We start from the raw sequence: 17945 nt of genomic DNA, 5'->3' as shown, positions 1-17945 counted from the left end.
GGTGTCAGGAACCTGTTGGCTGGGATGCCGGACGCTACACGGTGGTGGCGTCCTGCACCTCACCCACCAGTTCTTCGATGATGTCCTCCAGGAACAGCACGCCGGTGGTGTTGCCCTCGGCGTCGAACACCCGGGCTACGTGGGCACCCGTGCGGCGCATGGTGGCCAGGGCATCCTCGAGCTCGCTGCCAACGAAGGCCGAAGCCAGCCGACGGATGCGCTTGGCAGGCACCGGAGCGGTGAACTTCTCCGGCCTGGTCAGGTCCATGACGTCCTTGAGGTGCAGATAGCCGCTGGGATCGCCGTCGTCATCCGTCAGGATGTACCGCGAGTAGCCGTGGCGGCTCACCGCCTCCTGGATGTCGGCGGGCGTGGCGGTTTCCGGCAGGAGCACCATCCGGCCGATGGGCACCTCAACATCGGCAACGGTCTTGTTGGTGAATTCGAAGGCCGCGCTGAGGGTGCCGCTGGCATCGTCCAGCATTCCTTCTCGGGTGGACTGCTCAACGATGTTGGCCACCTCGTCCATGGTGTAGGCGCTGGTGGCCTCGTCCTTGGGCTCCACCTTGAACAGGCGCAGAATTCCGTTCGCAATCCCGTTCAGCGACCAGATCACCGGCTTGAAGATCCGGGCCACCATCGCCAGCGGAGGAGCCAAAATGAGTGCGGCGCGGGTGGGCACGGAGAAGGAGATGTTCTTGGGGACCATCTCGCCAATGACCACGTGCAGGAACGTCACCAGCAGAAGCGCCACCACAAACGCAATGATGCCGATGGCCTCACCGGACAGCGAGGTCAGGCCCAGCGGGATTTCCAGCAGGTGGTGAATCGCCGGTTCCGAGACGTTCAGGATCACCAGCGAACAGACGGTAATGCCGAGCTGGCTCGTGGCGAGCATCAGCGTGGCATGTTCCATCGCCCAGAGAGTGGTCTTGGCGGCCTTGGATCCGGCTTCCGCCTTGGGTTCGATTTGGGAGCGGCGGGCCGAGATGACGGCAAATTCCGCACCCACAAAGAAGGCATTGACGATCAGGAGGACAAAGAGCCAGATAATTCCGGGAAGATATTCGCTCATGCCAGGTCCTTCGTAAGCTCATCAATGATCTGGTCGTGGGTGCTCGGCAGCGATCCCTCCGTCGGTGTGAAGCGCAGGCGCTCCACATGGGTTCCCACCACGCGTTCCACGCGGAGGACACCGTTCTTGACGGCTACCTCGTCGCCGAGTTCCGGAATCCGGTCCAGACGGTCGGTGACAAAGCCCGCGAGCGTGTCGTATTCCTCGCCGTCGGGCACGACGACGCCGGTGCGGTCCCGCAGCTCGTCCGGGCGCAGCGACGCGTCGAAGGTGAGCGAGCGGCCGGAGCGGACGACGCCAACGCGGGCGCGGTCATGCTCGTCTTCCAGTTCGCCGACGATTTCCTCGACGAGGTCTTCCAGGGTCACGATGCCGGCGGTTCCGCCGTGCTCGTCGGAGACCACCGCCACCTGCAGGCCCTGCTGGCGCAGCAGCCCGAGGAGGGAGTCGACGCCCATGGACTCGGGCACCCGGAGGGCTTCAACCATGAGGTCTCCGGCGGTGATGCCGCTGCGTTCGGGAAGCGCGACGGCGAAGGCCTGCTTGACGTGCAGCACGCCCAGGATGTCATCGGAGTCGCGGCCAATCACCGGGAACCGGGAGTAACCCGTGGAAACCGCCGCCTCGATGACCTGCTCGGCCGTGTCCGTTGCTGCGACTGAGCGCATCCGGACGCGGGGAGTCATGACATCGGCCGCCGTGTGGTCCGAGAACCGCAGGGTGCGGCTGAGCAGCTGTGCATGGTCCAGGTCCAGGACGCCTTCCAGCGCGGAGCGGCGGACCAGGGAGCTCAGTTCCTCGGCGCTGCGGGCACCGGATAGCTCTTCCTTGGGTTCGATGCCGAAGGACCGGATGATCGCGTTGGCGGTGTTGTTGAACAGCAGAATGACGGGCTTGAACACCGTGGTGAACAGGGTCTGGAACGGAATAACCACCTTGGCGGTTGCCAGGGGAAGGGCCAGGGCGAAGTTCTTGGGCACGAGTTCGCCGATGATCATCGAGAACACCGTAGCCAGGAAGATGCCGATAACGGCACCTGCTCCGCCGACAACTGCTTCCGGAATTCCGACGGCCAGCATCGGCTCACGCAGCAGGGAGCTGATGGCCGGTTCAAAGGTGTAGCCCGTCAGCAGCGTGGTGAGCGTGATGCCCAGCTGCGCACTCGAGAGGTGCGTCGACGTGATCTTGAGGGCGTTGATGGTGGGGCCGAGGCGTTTTTCGCCCTGTGCCTGCCGTGCCTCCAGGTCATTGCGGTCCAGATTGACCAGCGAAAATTCCGAGGCAACGAACAACCCGGTGCCGACCGTTAGAACGAGGCCGACCGCGAGCATGATCAGTTCATACATTGGGGCGCCCCTCTCTGGTTGTGGCCGGAATTCCGGTCAGAGCGTGGAGGGGCAAGGGTTTATGTGAGGGAGGGTCATCCATAGTCCGACGATAATACGTGAAAAGACTGGATAAATGCTGAGCAGGCAACCGTTCGCTTAGAGATGAGGACATTTCGGTGCGGCAATGACATCCGTTACGTCTGCCGGCGGTATGTCGGTAGTGTCGGGGGCACGGCGCTTGCAGCCTATGTTACTGACGAGTAACATCGGTCACCGGACAGTGTTCCGTTTCATATCTCAAAGAGGAGTTGCACGTGAGCCCACAAAGCCGAGCACGGCAGATCAGGGACGTAGTTTTCGTTGACGGAGTACGCACCCCGTTCGGAAAAGCCGGCGAAAAAGGCATGTACGCCGGCATGCGCGCTGACGACCTGGTGGTCAAGTGCATCCGCGAACTGATGCGGCGCAACCCCTCGCTTCCTCCGGAACGCATTGATGAGGTGGCGATCGCCGCCACCACGCAGACCGGTGACCAGGGCCTGACCATCGGCCGCACCGCCGCACTGCTGGCGGGGCTGCCGCAGTCCGTCCCCGGGTTCGCCATTGACCGCATGTGTGCCGGCGCCATGACGGCTGTGACCACCACGGCTTCAGGCATCGGCTTCGGCGCGTACGACGTCGTCATTGCCGGCGGCGTGGAACACATGGGCAACCACCCGATGGGTAAGGATGCCGATCCCAACCCCCGCTTCGTCACCGAACGGATCGTGGACCCGGCCGCCCTGAACATGGGCAACACCGCCGAGAACCTGCACGACCGCTTCCCGGACATCACCAAGGAACGCACCGACGCGTACGCCGCCGCCAGCCAGGAGAAGCTCGCCAAGGCTTACGCCAACAACCTGATCCAGCCGGATCTGGTCCCGGTCGCCTCCAAGAAGGCCGGCAAGGGCTGGACGCTGAACTCCGTGGATGAAGGACCCCGTCCCGGCACCACGGTTGAGGACCTCGCCGAGCTGCGCACGCCTTTCCGCGCCCACGGCCGCGTCACCGCCGGCAACGCCTCGGGCCTGAACGACGGCGCGACCACCGCGCTGCTCGCTTCCGCCGATGCTGCCGAAGAACTCGGCCTGCCGGTCAAGATGCGCCTGGTCGGCTACGCCTTTGCCGGCGTCGAACCGGAGGTCATGGGCTACGGCCCAGTGCCGGCCACCGAGAAGGTCCTGAAGCAGACCGGCCTGTCCATCGAGGACATCGGGCTGTTTGAAATCAACGAGGCCTTCGCCGTCCAGGTCCTGTCCTTCCTGGACTTCTACGGCATCGCCGACGACGACCCCCGGGTCAACCGCTACGGCGGCGCCATCGCCGTCGGGCACCCGCTGGCCTCTTCCGGCGTCCGCCTGATGAACCAGCTGGCCCGCCAGTTCGAGGAAGATCCCACCGTGCGCTACGGCATGACCACCATGTGCATCGGCCTGGGCATGGGCGCCACCATCATCTGGGAAAACCCGAACCATCCCGACTACAACACCGACACCGAGTCCACGGAGGCCACGAAGTAATGTCTGCTCCCGATTACCAGCGCCTCGCGGGCCTCTTCCCCACCGAGGTTGTCACCCACTCCTACGTTTCGGACATCGCACTGCCCGGCGGCGCCGGCACCTTTGCACTGATTACCCTGGACAACGACGTCGACCACACCCGCCCCACCACGCTGGGCCCCAACACGCTGCTGGAACTGGGCGAAGTGCTGGATTCCCTGAAGGCACGCGCCGATGCGGGCGAAATTGTGGGCGTCGGCGTCACCGGAAAGCCGCACTACCTGGTGGCCGGCGCCGACCTGTCCGCCACGCAGAAGCTGGCTTCCTACGAGGACGGGCTGGCCATGGCCCGCCTTGGCCACGAGGTTTACGGCAAGCTGCACACCCTGGGCGTGCCCAGCTTTGCCTTCATCAACGGCGTGGCCCTGGGCGGCGGGCTGGAAATCGCCCTGCAGTCCCAGTACCGCACGGTCTCCACCGGCGCCGGGGCACTCGCCCTGCCTGAGGCCTTCATCGGTCTGGTACCGGGCTGGGGCGGCGTCTACATCCTGCCGCGCCTGATCGGCCCGGAGAACGCGGTCAAGGTCATGATCGAGAACCCGCTGAGCAACAACCGCACCCTCTCCGGTCCGGCAGCGTTCAAACTCGGCATTGCCGATGCCATGTTTGAGCCGGCCGATTTCGTGGAGCAGTCCCTCGCCTGGGCCGCCCGTGTCATCACCGGTGAAGTTGCCGTCTCCCGGCCCAACGCCGCGGATCCTGCCGCCAACCCTGAAGCCTGGGACGCCGCCGTCGCACACGGCCGTGCCGTGGTGGAAGCCCGCACCTCCAACGCCGCCCCGGCTCCCGCGAAGGTGCTGGATCTGCTGGAGGCCGGGAAGAACTGGACCGCCGAGCAGTCCCGCGACGCCGAGTGCGAAGCGCTGGCCGAACTGATGCAGACCCCGCAGTTCCACTCCACCGTCTACGCGTTCCTGGACCTCGTCCAGAAGCGCGGCAAGCGCCCCGCCGGTGCACCCGACAAGAAGCTGGCCCATCCGGTCTCCAAGGTGGGCGTGGTGGGTGCCGGCCTGATGGCCAGCCAGCTCGCGCTGCTGTTCGCACGGCAACTGAAGGTGCCCGTTGTCATGACGGACATCGACCAGGCGCGCGTGGACAAGGGCGTGGGCTATGTGCACGCCGAGGTGGACAAACTGCTCGCCAAGAAGCGCATCTCCCCCGATGCCGCCAACCGCACCAAGGCACTGGTCTCGGGCTCGGTCTCGAAGGAAGCGTTCTCGGACGCCGACTTCGTGATCGAGGCCGTCTTCGAGGAACTCTCCGTCAAGAAGCAGGTGTTCGCCGAGGTGGAGGCCGTGGTCTCCCCCGAGTGCATCCTGGCCACCAACACCTCCTCGCTGTCCGTGACGGAGATGGCCGCTGATCTGCAGCACCCGGAGCGCGTGGTGGGCTTCCACTTCTTCAACCCGGTGGCCGTCATGCCGCTGCTGGAAATCGTGCGTGCCCCCAAGACCGACGACGCCGTGCTGGCCACAGCGTTCGTCCTGGCCAAGGCGCTGAAGAAGACCGCTGTGCTGGTCAAGGATGACGCCGCGTTTGTGGTCAACCGCATTCTGGGCCGCATGTTCGGTGAGATCACCGCCGTCTTCGACGAGGGCACCGACGCCGCGACCGCCGACAATGCGCTGCGCCCCATGGGCCTGCCGATGTCGCCGTTCACCCTGCTGGCTTTGGTTGGCCTGCCGGTGGGACAGCACGTGCAGGAATCCCTGCACGCAGCGTTCGGCGAGCGGTTCTGGCTGTCGAAGAACTCGCAGAAGATCATCGACGCCGGCATCAAGTCGCTCTGGCAAAAGGACGAGGACGGGAAGCCGTATATCCCGGCCGAAACGCTGGCGATGCTGGACTTCGGCAACACGCCGTCCACCTCCGAGGAAGTCCTGCGGCGCACGCAGGATGCCCTGGCGGATGAGATTGGCCGGATGCTGGACGAGGGTGTGGTGTCAGGTCCCGAGGATATCGACCTGTGCATGATCCTGGGCGCCGGTTGGCCGATGCACCTGGGCGGCATCACGCCGTACCTGGACCGCGTCGGTGCCTCCGAGCGCGTGAACGGCAAGAAGTTCCACGCTGAGAAGGAGCCGGCTCAGGCCGCTTCCTAGTCTGTTGGGAAGGAGGGCTCCCGCCGGTTTCGGTGGGAGCCCTCCTTTTGTCCGCGCCGGGCGGACTTTCGCACCTTGGCCCGCGCCGGGCGGACCGGAACGGCGGCAACGAAAATCCCTAGCTCGCAGAGCTCGCAGGGATTATTAAAGCCGCCTAACCCGGTCCGTCCGGCGCTTTCGCGTTAAGTCCGGTTCAGCCGCGCACCCAACCCGGTCCATCCGGCGCTTTTGCGTGTAGCGTCAGCCTGTGACCCTCCGGAACGTTTCCTGCCGCGACAACCAGAAAACGAAGGACACGCCATGTCATTCCAGGCCTACCTCGACGCCGTTGAAGACAAGACCGGCCTTACGCCCCGCCAGCTTCTTCACCTAGCAAAAGACAAAGGTCTTGACGCCCCGGAAGTGAAAGCCGGCGAGATTCTCGAATGGCTCAAAACGGATTACGGTCTCGGCCGCGGTCACGGCATGGCTGTGGTGCACATTATCAAAAAGGGTCCCGACATTGATGCCAAGCACGTGGGGACTACAGGCTCCCACCGGGATGATTCCGACGCCCTGTGGCTGGACGGAAAAGACAACAAACCCTCCTGACCGCCCGGCGACCGGAACGGCGGAGCGATCGCAGTCTCCCGATGCGCTGTTCACCGGCGCGAGCTTTGGTGTCAAAGTCACGGCCGCGCTGCCACCCAGCCCCACCGTGGCTGGACCGCGACGGATTAGGCCGCCGCAGCAGCGATTCTTGAGGATATGGCCGAACCCAAAAGCAGGACCCGGAAGGTGCGCTCCGTTGCTTCCTCGAGGAGGATGGCACCCTCTGCGACAGCACGTTTGAGCTCCATCGGAATGGGAATAATGCCTGCAATGGCGTCGATTCCGGCGGCATGGACAACGGCCGCGTCCTTGCCGATCGACCCCGCAAACGCCAGCACCGGCACACCGGCCCGCTGGGCACGGCGGGCCACTTCCGCCGGAACCTTGCCGCGGGGCGTTTGGAAATCAATGGCACCCTCGGCCGTGACCACCAGATCAGCCGTAGCGATTGCCGCATCCAGGTCGATGCCCGCCAGACCGGAATCGAGCAGAAGCTCAAACCGGGGCACCAGCTTTCCGCCGATCGCCGCAAGTCCGGCTCCCAGCCCGCCGGAGGCGCCTGTTCCCGCACCGTAACGCAGCGAATCTTCGGTCATCCCGGAGGCGCCGGCCAACAGCCGGGCCCAGTGCTCCAAACCGTGGGACAGCTCCTCAACCTGCTGCGGTGTTGCCCCCTTCTGCGGGCCGAACACTCTCGCCACCCCCTGCGGACCGCACAGCACATTGTAGGGATTCAGGGCCAGTTCCAGACTGCACCCGGTGAGCCGGGGATCCAGGCCGGAGAAATCGACACTCACAGCATGCGTCAGCGCTGCCCCACCCTCGGGGACCTCAGACCCCGACGAGTCGAGAATCCTTGCCCCCAGCGCCCGGAGGGCCCCGGCCCCGCCGTCGGAGGTGCCGGAATCACCGCAGCCCACCACAATCCTCTTCATGCCCAGGTCCAGGGCAGCCAGAATGAGTTCCCCGACTCCCCTGGTGGTGGTCCGGCCCGGATCGCGCAGTGACGAAGGCACCAGTGCCAGCCCTGCCGCCGCGGCCATCTCGACGACGGCGGTGGGCAACCCGGTCCCGCCAAGGACGGCAAAGTGGGAATCCACCGGCTGCCCGACTGGACCCGTGACCGCCGTATGGACGATCCGTCCCGCCGTCGCACAGGCGAGCGCCGCCGCCGTCCCTTCACCGCCGTCGGCCATGGGGAGCGAGGTGATACTGACACCCGGGATGGCACGCCTGATGCCGGCCGAGATGGCAGCAGCGACCTCCACGGCGTCGAGGCTTTCCTTGAAACCTGAGGGAGCAACCAGAATTCGCTGCGGAATGGTCATGACCATGAGGACACCTTTTCTTGGGGGTTACGGTAAGGAGATGATCGGCAGGCCCAGCAGGGGCCATACCGCAAGGCTGAACAGCAGCACAAGCCCGGCACTGAGCGGTGCCAACCAGACGGAAAGCCGGAGCAGATCGGCAGGGACGTAGTTCACGTGCCCGTCGGTCTCGGCGAAGATCGCGACGGGTTTGGCCGAGCTGGTCAAGGTGTGGCAGAAACCTGCAGCCGCGGTGGACGCGAAGGCTGCCGCCATGGGTTCCACCCCCATCGCACCAGCAGACGCCACAATGACCGGGATAAGGACGGCGGAGCGCGCCGAGCGAGACTGAATGACCAGATGGGCAGCTGTTGAAGCCACGACAACAACCACGACGAAGACATAAGGTTTGGCCGCACCGAAGAAGGAAACCGGCCCGAGGATCAAGGACGCCAGCCAGTCTGCCGCGCCCGTCGACACCAGGCTGGATCCCAGGGCCAGGGTGGCCGCCATGAAGATCAGCATCGACCAGGGCACTGTCTTGAGCGCCGTTCCGAGATCGGTTGCCCCGTAGGCCGGCAGGCAGACCACCAGCGCCCCGATGAGCGCCACCAGGGCCGGGTCCAGTCCGTGAATCGATTCGGTGCACCACAGTGCAACGACGGTGCAGAGCAGCAGCAGGCAACGCTGCTCGGCAAGTGCCAGAGGTCCGCTGATGCGCTGCGGGTTGTCCTCCTGCAGCCGGGCGGTATTGATGCGCAGCGGTTCTGTACGGTCACTCCGGTCCGTAAAGAGCCTGAGGACCAGTTCCGTGGCAAGGAAAGATGCGGCCAAGGCCAGGGGCAGCCCAAGCAGCAGCCAGGAGGCGAAGCCAAAACCGGGATAGCCGGCGGCTTGCAGAATCTGGCTGGTGATCAGGTGCGCACCCGCGCCCAGGAACGAGCTGACGGCGGACAGCAGGATGACCGTAGGAAACAGCACCGCCAGCATCTTCACCACGGCCGGCCGGTCCTGTAGCACGCGCCGCAGCGTGAGGAAGATCGGAAGGACCAGGGCCGCCCGCCCCGATGTGGCAGGAATGGCAAAGGCCGTCACGATCAGGCCCAGGCAGGACAAATGGGCCAGTTGGCGCACTGATCGGGCGCCGGAAATTATGAACGCCGCGCCCCTGCCGGCCAGGCCCGTGGATGCCACAGCGCTGGCGATGACGAAGGCGGCCATGAGCAGCCAGACCGTGTCCTCCCCCAGCGCGGCAAAAAGGCTCTCCGAAGGCAGCACCCCGCTGATCACCAGCGCGACCGCGGCGCCCAGAGCCACATAGGTATCCTCCACCGGTGAGAAAACCCAGAACCATACCGCCGCGATGAAGATGCACAGCGTGACGGCCGCCGGTCCGCCCAGCCCCCAGCCGTTGACTGCGTTGACCACCAGGGCAGCCATCAAGCCGAGTGCGAGTACGAGGGCAACGGTGCCGGCAAGCCTAAGAGTGCCAGGGAAACGCCTGCCGGTGGCGGCGGCCGCCGGACGGCGGTCCGCGTCATGGTCTGCGGTGCTGTAGTAGATTTCGCTCATGTCAGCCGGTATCCCGCGCCGCGGACAGTTTCCAGCCGGCCTGCCCCGATCTTCGCCCGCAATGCGCGCACGTAGACATCCACCACGTTCGACGCCGGATCGAAGTCCATATCCCATGCGTGCGAGATCAGCTGTTCCCGGCTCAGGACCTGTCCGGGATGGCGCAGGAAGACATCCAGCAGGGAGAACTCGCGGGCCGTCAGGTCTGCGGTGTACTCTCCGACGCGCACCCGCCTGCTCCGCATGTCGAGCACCATGTCCCCGTGGGTGAGTGTTGATACCGGCGCGGCATCGGTGTCGTCATGAAGGCGCAGACGGACCCGGGCCAGCAGCTCCGCGAACTGGAACGGTTTGGTCATGTAATCGTTGGCGCCGCTCTCCAGCCCGTACACCGTGTCAGCCACCGAATCGCTCGCCGTCAGGACGATGACCGGAGTTTTGGACCCCTCGCTGCGGAGCCGTTCCAGCACTTCGAATCCGCTCAGTGTGGGGAGACCGATGTCCAGGATGATCATGCCGAACCCGCCCGACCGTGCCAGCAGGAGCGCGCTGGCACCATCGTCCACGGTGATGCAGGTGTAGTTTGCCGCCCGCAAACCCTTTTCAATGAAATCTGCTATCCGCCGGTCGTCCTCAGCGATCAAAACCCTGCTCATCGGTTCTCGTCCTTTGCGTGGTTGGTCGGGCCCCCGGCAGCGCCGTCGTGACGCTGTGCGCTGTCTGCGCTGGATTCGATCAGGTCACAGGGAGGTTCCGGGGAGGGAACTGTCATGCCGAAGGTTGCGCCGTACCCGGGTCTGCTGCGGACCCAGACCGTGCCGTTGTGGGCTTCAGCGATGCCGCGCACGATGGCCAGGCCAAGACCGGCCCCCGGCCGTGCCCCCGCCGTTCCGTTCGCGGCCTGACCGCGGTGGAACCTGCCAAAAATCCGGGAAGCTTCCTGCTCGTCCACCCCGAGTCCCTGGTCCGATACCCATATGGTGAACCGCCGTCCGGACCCTTCTCCCTCGAACCGCGAACCCAGGCTGACGGTGCTTCCCTCCGGTGAATACTGGCAGGCATTGGTGGCAAGCTGCAGCACCGCCTGGGTGATCCGCTGCGCATCCACAGTGATCTGCCCCTCGGCAATCTCCAGGATCGGCCAGCCCCTTGCACCCAGAATTTGAGCCTTGGCTTCAATATCCAGCAGCAGGGCCGCAGTGTCAGTTGCCCGAGGCTGGGCAAAACCGGGGCGGTCCACTTTGGCCAGCAGCAAAAGGTCCGAAACGATCCGGCCCATCCTCGCCAGCTCACTGTCAACCAGGGCCAGGGTCCGGCCTCGGTCCGCTTCGTTGTCCTCCATCAGTTCCAAGTGGCCACGGATCACGGTGATGGGAGTGCGGAGCTCATGCGAGGCGTCATCCACGAACGCACGCTGCGTCAGGTAGGCCGATTCCAGCCGGTCCAGCATGGTATTGAAGGTCACTGCCAGGGCGGAAATGTCGTCGTTTCCGCGCACCGGCACTCTCGCCGTGAGGTCGGTTTCCGAAATGTCCTCAGCGACCCGGCGTACTTCACGGACGGGCGAGAGGATCTGTCCGGCGACGAGCCACGCCATGGCCGCGGTCACCACCAACCCGCCCAGTGACACGAAGAAGATGGTCAGGACGGTGTCGGCGACCTCTTCCTCCCGAGGTGCCATGTAGACGCCGACGATCAGGTGGCCGGTCTCGCTCCCGGAGACGACCGGGAGCCGGGCCCACTGCATCTCCCCCGCACTGGTTTGGGCTATGCCCGAAGCAGCATTGCCGGAGCGGATGCCGTCCATCAGCTTTTCATCTTCGGGGAGGTTGTGGCCCCCGGTGGGCGAGCTAAGCGCCCCAACCGGCGTATACAGAACTCGTTGTCCGATGCTCCCCACGATGACTTCTCCCCGGGCTGCCGCCTGTCGGCTGAGGAAGACTTCCAGCATTTTTTCGATGGAGGTGAATGGAGCGGCGGTGGTGGGGTCGACGCCTTCGGCGGCGAAGGCACGGAATTCCTGCAACTCCTGGGTGATGTCCTGGTGAACCTGCGCACGGGTGCCGTTCAGGAGCAACGATTTCATGGTCAGCAGGACCGCCAGCAGGGTCAGGGCCGTGATCAGGAGAATCCAGCCGGCGATCCGCCAGCGGGCGGGAACCCTGGAGCCGGCCCTCGGCTCGGCACAGCTGCCCAGGGGACGCCGTTCAGGAGGAGCCGGAATGGAAGCGCGGACCTGATCCGCTTTGATCATGGTCATTCGTCGTCCGGCTCTCCGTCGACGGCGTCGTCGTCCGGCGCTCCGTCATCATCGTCGTCGTCGTCATCAATGACCACCGGGGGAAGCACCGGGATGGGAGCCGCGGGAGGCGCAGGGACCGGGACGGGGACTGCCGGCGGGGTCTCAACCGCCGGTGGAGGCGGATCCGGGTTGGCGGAGGGGTGGCTGGGCGCCGGACTTTCCCGGGGCTCCAGGCCGAGAGCCGGAGAACCGTCGGGTCCCGGGCCCAACTGGACCGGGCTCGTGTCCACCTTCGGCGGCCCGGCAGGCGCTGAAAGCAAGCCTCCGGCCACCGCCAGGAGCACGGGCACCAGCAGCATCGCTCCCAACAGGCATACTCGTCGCGTGGTTTGCATGCCTTCATAGTGCCAACCGTTTATGAGGCCACTATGAAACGCAGATTAACAAGTCTTCATCTGCCCGTGAGGGGACCCGGTTCCGGCGGGAGGACGCCCAACGTATGTCATCGCACCGTCAGCCCACAGCGAGACGGGAGCCTGGGTCAACGCGTTACTGCTCTGGCACGGGTCGGTTTGCGGTTGCGCGGGTCCGTTGGCCGGAACAGGAAGACGGCGGCGACGGCGCACACCAGGAACACCAGACCGCCGGCCAACACCGGCAGTGCGATGTGCACGACGGCGAGCACGCCGCCAAGCGCGGATCCGAGAGCGAGGCCGAGGAGCGCCAACACGCGTGAAGCCGCATTTACCCGGCCCCGAAGTTCATCCGGCACCAGGCGCTGGCGAAGCGATGTTGCGCAGATTCCCCAGATGACGGCATGAAGGATGTAGGCCGCCAGCAGGAGTGCTGCCACCACGCCGTTGTCGGTGGCCGACAGGGCGAGAAGGGAGACAGCACCCGTTAGGAGACTGGCGGCGATAGTCCACCGGTATCCGATCTTTGAACGGATCCGGGGTGCTGCAAAGGATCCGGCCAACCCGCCGAGGGCGGAGGCCGCGAGGATGACGCCATACCCGGCGGAATCGACGTCGAGTTGCTGCTGCGCGAAGAGCACCAGAATCGAGAAGGGCAGCATATAGCCCACGCTGGCCAGTGCACCGATGAGCGCCAAGGCGCCGACCACGCGGTTTCCGCCCAACCAGCGGGCACCGGCTGCTGCCTCTGCCCACAGCGTTGCGCGTCCGGACTTCGGCTCGGTGACCCCTGCGATGGCTGCACCCTTGAGCCGCCTGGGCAGCGCCAGCGCCAGGAAACCGGCTGCTGTCCAGAGCCCGCCCATGGCGAAGATCGGAACCGCCGCAGCGAGAGCGAAGAGAAGTCCCCCGAGCGGCGGGCCGGCGAATTCGTCGGCAATAATCTGGGTTGCTGAGATGCGGCCGTTTGCCCGGTCCAGGTCTCGGTCACGAACGAGGGCGGGAACGAGTGACATTGAGGCGTTGTCGGCGGCGCTTTCCAGAGTTCCGATGAGCGCAAACACTATGTACAGCAGAAGCAGGCTGCCTGCTCCGAACTGGAGGCACAGTGCGAACGCCAGGACAGTGCAGCCGCGCAGAATATTGGCGAACGCGAGAAGCGTGGGCCGATCCGCTCGGTCAACCCAGACACCAATGGGCAGCGCCACGAGCAGGCGCACCAGGGCGTAAACCGTTGCGAGACCGGCCACCCACCGCGGGTCATCCGTCAGGGATGCCGCCAGCAGCGGCATGGAAACAAACGCCAGCCCGTCTGCAAGGTTCGATGCAGCGTTGGCGCTCCAAAGAACACTGAATCCGCGGCCAAGAGACATCAGTTGAGCGTACACGCTGGCCGTGTTTACCGGCGCGCTGATGCTGCAGCCAGCGGCTAGCATGGGCCCGTGAATGAAAACCCAAACCAAAGACCCGGCACCCTTCCGGTCATCGAACAGGCACTTATTAAGCTGGCCCGCACGACTATTGATGAAGCTACCGAGGCCGGCCCAGGCGAAGACGGCATTCACACCATGGGCGCAGCGGTCCGGTCCGCCGACGGCCGCATGTTCGCTGGAGTCAACCTCTACCATTTCACCGGTGGTCCGTGCGCCGAACTCGTTGCACTCAGGGCGGCAAGGGCTGCCGGCGCCACCGACCTGACCCACATTGTTGCGGTGGGTAATCACGGACGGGGAGTCAAAAGTCCGTGCGGCCGGGACCGGCAGATCCTCGCCGACTACTATCCGGGCATCGAGGTGATTATGCCAACGGCGGCGGGACCGGTGTGCATCGCTGCCCGCGAGCTGCTGCCCCTGGGCTTCGACACCAGCGGGGAGCACAGCTGAGCACCGTCCGGCACAATCCGGTTGAAGACTGGTCCACCAAACGGCATGGGTTCGGGTTAGAGTCCTGACCATGGTGAAAGCTCTTCCCTTCAGGACATCATCAGGGGCAGGTTCCCGCATCTGGCCTGTGGTGCACGAGGAACGCCGCGCTTTGATTTCTGATCTGGAGCAGTTGCAGCCCTCACTGTGGCAGACTCCGTCCCTCTGCCCGGACTGGAGTGTGCACGACGTGCTTGCTCATCTTGTCGATACGGCGAAAACCAACCGATTAGGCTTTGTCGGCAGCCTCATCGCTGCCCGCTTCGATTTTGACCGCGCCAACGCCCTGGGTGTCGCCCGGGAACGTGCGGAAGACCCCGTCCGCACACTGGACAGGCTGAAGTCAGTCCAAGCCAGAAAAACCGGACCGCCGGTTCCCCTTGCCACCCGACTGGTTGAAGCGTTTATCCACGGCGAGGATATCCGGCGCCCCGTGGGAATTCACCGAACGTATCCCCCTGCCCATGTTGTCACTGCGCTGAAGTACCAACTGAAAACGAGCATCAAAACCGGAGGCGGCAAGGAACGCGCCAAAGGCTGGCGGCTGGTGGCAACGGACGAAGGGTTTAGTCATGGGTCCGGCCCGGAGGTGCGGGGTCCGGCCATCGTGTTGCTGCTTGCAGTGTCCGGACGTCCCGTGCTCCCCCACGAATTGGCCGGTCCAGGGGCCGCGTCCTTCATCCGCGGCACGGAGGAGACCCCGTAATTGCTGCCAGCGGACCGAGAGGTGTTGCATGCAGTTCCTGTGCCTCCCCCCTTCTTCCCCGCTAGGCGCGGCTTCCCGCGTCGAGTCCCGTTACCGGTATGCCGCGTCTCTCGTAAACCAGGCGAAGTGCGCCGGCGGGAAAAGCCTGCGGCTCGCCGGCCAGGTTGAACGCGGCCGGAATACCGGCGCCGTCGGCGAAGATTCGCTTGCCGGCCCCCAGTGTCAGCGGGTACACGAAGAGGTTGAGCCGATCCAGGATCCCGGCAGCGAGCAGCGATCCCGCAAGGGCGCCGCTGCCCACAACGTGAATGTCCTGATACCGGTCCCTGAGCCCGGCCGCCTCTTCAACTTCCCCAAGGACCGCAGTCCCCTGCCAATGGGGATCCTCCAGTGTCCGGGACACGACGTACTTGTCCATGGAGTTGAACTTCTCGGCGATCGGATTGGAGGTTCCTAGCTGCGGCCAGTAACCGGCGAAAATTTCGTAGGTCCTGCGGCCAAGCAGCAGTGCATCCATCTGGTCGATGCCGGCCATGATTGCGCTGCCTGACTCGGTGTCCGCGTAGCCTGCCTGCCACCCGCCGAGAGTGAAGCCGCCCGAAGTGTCCTCATGCGCACTGCCGGGCCCCTGGTACACGCCGTCGAGTGTCATGAACAGGTCAAGAGAGACTTTCCCCATGCTCGCCTCCTCATGCGTCACCGCTTTTGCCGAGCAGAATACAGCACCTTCACCGATCCGGATGCCCCCGTCTGCCGGTCGGGGGCATCCGGCGTTTGGCGAAGACCCTTAGAACAAAGCAACCTTCGGCGTCCGCGGGAAGATCCGGTCCAGTTCCTCCAGATCCTTCTCCGACGGCTCCCAGGAAACGGCCTCGGCGTTCTGCTGCACCTGCTCAACCTTGGTGGCACCGGCAATGACGGAAGCCACTGACGGCTGCGCGGCGAGCCAAGAGAACGCCACCTGCACCTCGGTCAGGCCACGCTCGGCGGCAAAGGAACCGAACTCGGCCAGCTGACCCAGATCCACGTTGTCCAGCAGGTTCTGCCGGGAGTGCGTCAGCCGGCTGCCTTCCGGAGCCGAGCCGGAAGTGTACTTGCCCGTCAGCAATCCGTTGGCGAGCGGGAAGTACGGCAGAATGCCCAACCCGTAGGCTTCCGCTGCGGGAACAACCTCAAGCTCCGCGCGCCGGTCCAGCAGGTTGTAGTGGTTCTGCGCCGAGATGAACGGGGTGTAGCCACCCATCCGTGCAGTGAATTCAGCTTCGGCAATCTCCCAGCCGGCACGGTTGGAGTGGCCGATGTAGCGCACCTTGCCGCTGGTGACCAGGTCATCCAATGCCGCGAGGGTCTCCTCGATCGGCGTGAGCGGGTCCGGTGTATGGAACTGGTAGAGATCAATCCAGTCCGTGCCCAGACGGCGCAGCGAAGCTTCCGCCGCCATAACGATGTACCGGCGCGAACCGCGGGCATCAAAGTCCCGGCCGTTTACGCCCTTCATGTCCATGCCGAACTTGGTGGCCAGCACTACGTCCCCGCGCCGGTTCCCCAGCGCCTTGCCGAGCATTTCCTCGCTGAGCCCCGGAACAGCGCCGTAACTGTCGGCGACGTCGAAGAGGGTGATTCCCGCGTCAATGGCCGCGTTAACGACGGCGTCGGTTCCCTCCTGAACTTCGGTGGGTGTTCCGGGACGTCCGAGGTTGTTGCAGCCCAGTCCCACAGTGGAAACGGTGAGGCCGGAATTTCCGAGTCTGTTGTAAGAAGTCATGGAGCCCACGCTACCGAACCTCAGCGCCCCGGCACGCCCCGCAGCGCCGTAAACCTCAGCCGTTGAAAGGAAACGGATTGGTGTTGGGACCGGGGGCCTTGTCCGTCTCCATGATGTATTGGACGGGGATCGGCCCCGTCGGCAGCACGCCCTCATAGGCGCGTTCGGAGTGACGGGTCACTTCCGGAAGACCCGCCTCACGGACGGCTCCGTAGAAATGGTGAACCGGGGCAGGTTCCCGGCCGCCGTTCTCACACCAAATCATGTACATGCCGTACAGGTCCGCGGCCGGCACCGATTCACTCTCATCAAGCCCGGCCAGGGTGCACTCGTCGAGAAACAGAAGGACGTGGTCAAGGTTCTGCTCAGCCATGGTTTGACACTAGAGAAGAACAGCGGAATCCGATACCCGCTGCGCCCCAAATAGTCATGGCCGGCAGCCGCGCTGGAGCGCTCAGCGCTGCATCAGGTATTCTTCGAGCCCAATCGGAGCGGTACCGGTCAGCTGCTGCACGTCTGCGCTGACCTCCCCCATCTCACCCGCCGCAATGGCCGTGTACGTACTGACCCACGCCTCGATCTGCCACTGCTCTACACCGCTGACCTGCCGTGATTCCAGGGCCTCTTCCACTGTCTCATTGTGGTAGCTCACATGTGAGCCCGTCACCCGCGTCAGGATTTCAGCGATCTCTTCGAAGGTCAGGGCCTGCGGCCCGGTCAGCGTGTAGGCCACACCGGCGTGCGGCAGCGGTTCTGTGAGAATGCGGGCCGCCGTCCGGGCCACATCAGCCCGTGCCACTGCTGCCAGCCGGCCGGTGCCCGCCGGGCCCCTCAGCACAGCGTCGCGGCCAACGAACGACGGCAGCACGTCCTGATAGAGGCAGTTCCGCAGGAAGGTGTACTGCACGCCGCTGGCCTTGATGTATTGCTCTGTGTCCGCGTGGTCACGGGCGAGCGTGAACACCGCATCCGGTGCTGCCCCCATGAAGGAGGTGTAAACGATATGGCGCACCCCGGCGTCGACGGCGGCATCCACGAAGGTGCGGTGGTCCTGGCGCCGGTACCGGCTCTCCGCCGCCGACACCATGAAGAGCGTCTGCACGCCTTCCAAGGCGCGGGTGGAGTGCCCCCGGTCCGAGTAGGTAATCGCGTACGACGGCGTTCCGGGCAGCTCCGGCAGCCGGGCAGTGTGGCGGGCCAGCAGCCGCTGGGGAACGCCGGCCTCTGCCAGCAGCCGCGCGACCGCGCCGCCCAGAGCACCGGTGGCACCGGTGACAGCTATGTCCGGTTGTTGCTGTGTCATGGTCCACCCCTTGCGGTT

17 protein-coding genes are annotated in these 17945 nt (G+C 65.0%); 5 read left to right on the top strand and 12 right to left on the bottom strand.

From position 1 onward, the window contains the following. Window positions 1–34: 34 nt before the first annotated feature. Window positions 35–1075 (bottom strand): hemolysin family protein, encoded by a 1041-nt coding sequence (locus CXR03_RS07495; protein WP_104103098.1) that lies wholly within the window; start codon window positions 1073–1075, stop codon window positions 35–37. After that, on the bottom strand, window positions 1072–2421 hold the full coding sequence (locus CXR03_RS07490; protein WP_104103096.1) for a hemolysin family protein: 1350 nt from the start codon (window positions 2419–2421) through the stop codon (window positions 1072–1074). Before CXR03_RS07490 ends, CXR03_RS07495 begins: the two co-directional genes overlap by 4 nt. A gap of 296 nt (window positions 2422–2717) precedes the next feature. On the opposite strand from CXR03_RS07490, the gene CXR03_RS07485 reads away from it, so the two are divergent. The 3 genes from CXR03_RS07485 to CXR03_RS07475 all read left to right on the top strand — a co-directional run bounded on the left by CXR03_RS07485 (window position 2718) and on the right by CXR03_RS07475 (window position 6697). Continuing rightward, the gene (locus CXR03_RS07485) at window positions 2718–3965 is read left to right on the top strand and encodes a thiolase family protein (RefSeq protein WP_104103095.1); all 1248 of its coding nucleotides are present in this window, start codon (window positions 2718–2720) and stop codon (window positions 3963–3965) included. Next, window positions 3965–6106, top strand: coding sequence for a 3-hydroxyacyl-CoA dehydrogenase NAD-binding domain-containing protein (locus CXR03_RS07480; RefSeq protein WP_104103093.1), 2142 nt, complete (start codon window positions 3965–3967; stop codon window positions 6104–6106). The genes CXR03_RS07485 and CXR03_RS07480 overlap by 1 nt, the downstream gene beginning before the upstream one ends. A gap of 300 nt (window positions 6107–6406) precedes the next feature. Further along, window positions 6407–6697, top strand: a complete 291-nt coding sequence (locus tag CXR03_RS07475; RefSeq protein WP_104103092.1) for a DUF4287 domain-containing protein — start codon at window positions 6407–6409, stop codon at window positions 6695–6697. A 125-nt stretch (window positions 6698–6822) separates the two neighbouring features. Here the strand turns inward: CXR03_RS07475 and CXR03_RS07470 are convergent, their stop codons facing one another. The 6 genes from CXR03_RS07470 to CXR03_RS07445 all read right to left on the bottom strand — a co-directional run bounded on the left by CXR03_RS07470 (window position 6823) and on the right by CXR03_RS07445 (window position 13604). Further along, window positions 6823–8025 (bottom strand): glycerate kinase, encoded by a 1203-nt coding sequence (locus CXR03_RS07470; RefSeq protein WP_258073548.1) that lies wholly within the window; start codon window positions 8023–8025, stop codon window positions 6823–6825. A gap of 27 nt (window positions 8026–8052) precedes the next feature. Continuing rightward, window positions 8053–9576 carry an SLC13 family permease gene (locus CXR03_RS07465; protein ID WP_258073547.1) on the bottom strand — a complete coding sequence of 508 codons (1524 nt, stop codon included), beginning with the start codon at window positions 9574–9576 and terminating at the stop codon, window positions 8053–8055. After that, window positions 9573–10232 carry a response regulator transcription factor gene (locus CXR03_RS07460; protein ID WP_104103089.1) on the bottom strand — a complete coding sequence of 220 codons (660 nt, stop codon included), beginning with the start codon at window positions 10230–10232 and terminating at the stop codon, window positions 9573–9575. The genes CXR03_RS07465 and CXR03_RS07460 overlap by 4 nt, the downstream gene beginning before the upstream one ends. Next, window positions 10229–11836, bottom strand: coding sequence for a cell wall metabolism sensor histidine kinase WalK (locus CXR03_RS07455; protein WP_219816208.1), 1608 nt, complete (start codon window positions 11834–11836; stop codon window positions 10229–10231). The genes CXR03_RS07460 and CXR03_RS07455 overlap by 4 nt, the downstream gene beginning before the upstream one ends. After that, entirely contained in the window at window positions 11833–12213 is a 381-nt protein-coding gene (locus CXR03_RS07450) for a hypothetical protein (protein WP_146070470.1), read from the bottom strand. The genes CXR03_RS07455 and CXR03_RS07450 overlap by 4 nt, the downstream gene beginning before the upstream one ends. Before the next feature lie 146 nt (window positions 12214–12359). Then, the gene (locus CXR03_RS07445) at window positions 12360–13604 is read right to left on the bottom strand and encodes an MFS transporter (protein ID WP_104103086.1); all 1245 of its coding nucleotides are present in this window, start codon (window positions 13602–13604) and stop codon (window positions 12360–12362) included. A gap of 69 nt (window positions 13605–13673) precedes the next feature. Between CXR03_RS07445 and CXR03_RS07440 the strand changes: the two genes are divergently transcribed. Together CXR03_RS07440 and CXR03_RS07435 are read left to right on the top strand one after the other, a co-directional pair. After that, window positions 13674–14114, top strand: a complete 441-nt coding sequence (locus CXR03_RS07440) for a cytidine deaminase (protein ID WP_104103084.1) — start codon at window positions 13674–13676, stop codon at window positions 14112–14114. Window positions 14115–14184: 70 nt separating this feature from the next. Then, window positions 14185–14859, top strand: a complete 675-nt coding sequence (locus CXR03_RS07435; RefSeq protein ID WP_104103083.1) for a maleylpyruvate isomerase family mycothiol-dependent enzyme — start codon at window positions 14185–14187, stop codon at window positions 14857–14859. Window positions 14860–14920: 61 nt separating this feature from the next. On the opposite strand, the gene CXR03_RS07430 is transcribed toward CXR03_RS07435, so the two are convergent. The 4 genes from CXR03_RS07430 to CXR03_RS07415 form a co-directional block, all read right to left on the bottom strand. Beyond that, window positions 14921–15538, bottom strand: a complete 618-nt coding sequence (locus tag CXR03_RS07430; protein ID WP_104103081.1) for a dihydrofolate reductase family protein — start codon at window positions 15536–15538, stop codon at window positions 14921–14923. Between the two features lie 108 nt (window positions 15539–15646). Then, window positions 15647–16624 (bottom strand): aldo/keto reductase, encoded by a 978-nt coding sequence (locus CXR03_RS07425; RefSeq protein WP_104104031.1) that lies wholly within the window; start codon window positions 16622–16624, stop codon window positions 15647–15649. Between the two features lie 55 nt (window positions 16625–16679). Then, entirely contained in the window at window positions 16680–16997 is a 318-nt protein-coding gene (locus CXR03_RS07420; protein ID WP_104103080.1) for a primase-like DNA-binding domain-containing protein, read from the bottom strand. An 81-nt stretch (window positions 16998–17078) separates the two neighbouring features. Continuing rightward, a complete protein-coding gene (locus CXR03_RS07415; protein WP_104103078.1) occupies window positions 17079–17927 on the bottom strand; it encodes an SDR family oxidoreductase in 849 nt (282 codons plus the stop codon). Window positions 17928–17945 lie beyond the last annotated feature (18 nt).

This window comes from Arthrobacter sp. 08Y14, from assembly GCF_002929455.1.
GTDB classification, from domain to species: domain Bacteria; phylum Actinomycetota; class Actinomycetes; order Actinomycetales; family Micrococcaceae; genus Arthrobacter_B; species Arthrobacter_B sunyaminii.
The sequence above is the reverse complement of the archived record's forward strand: the minus strand, read 5'-3'. Positions and strand labels throughout refer to the sequence as shown.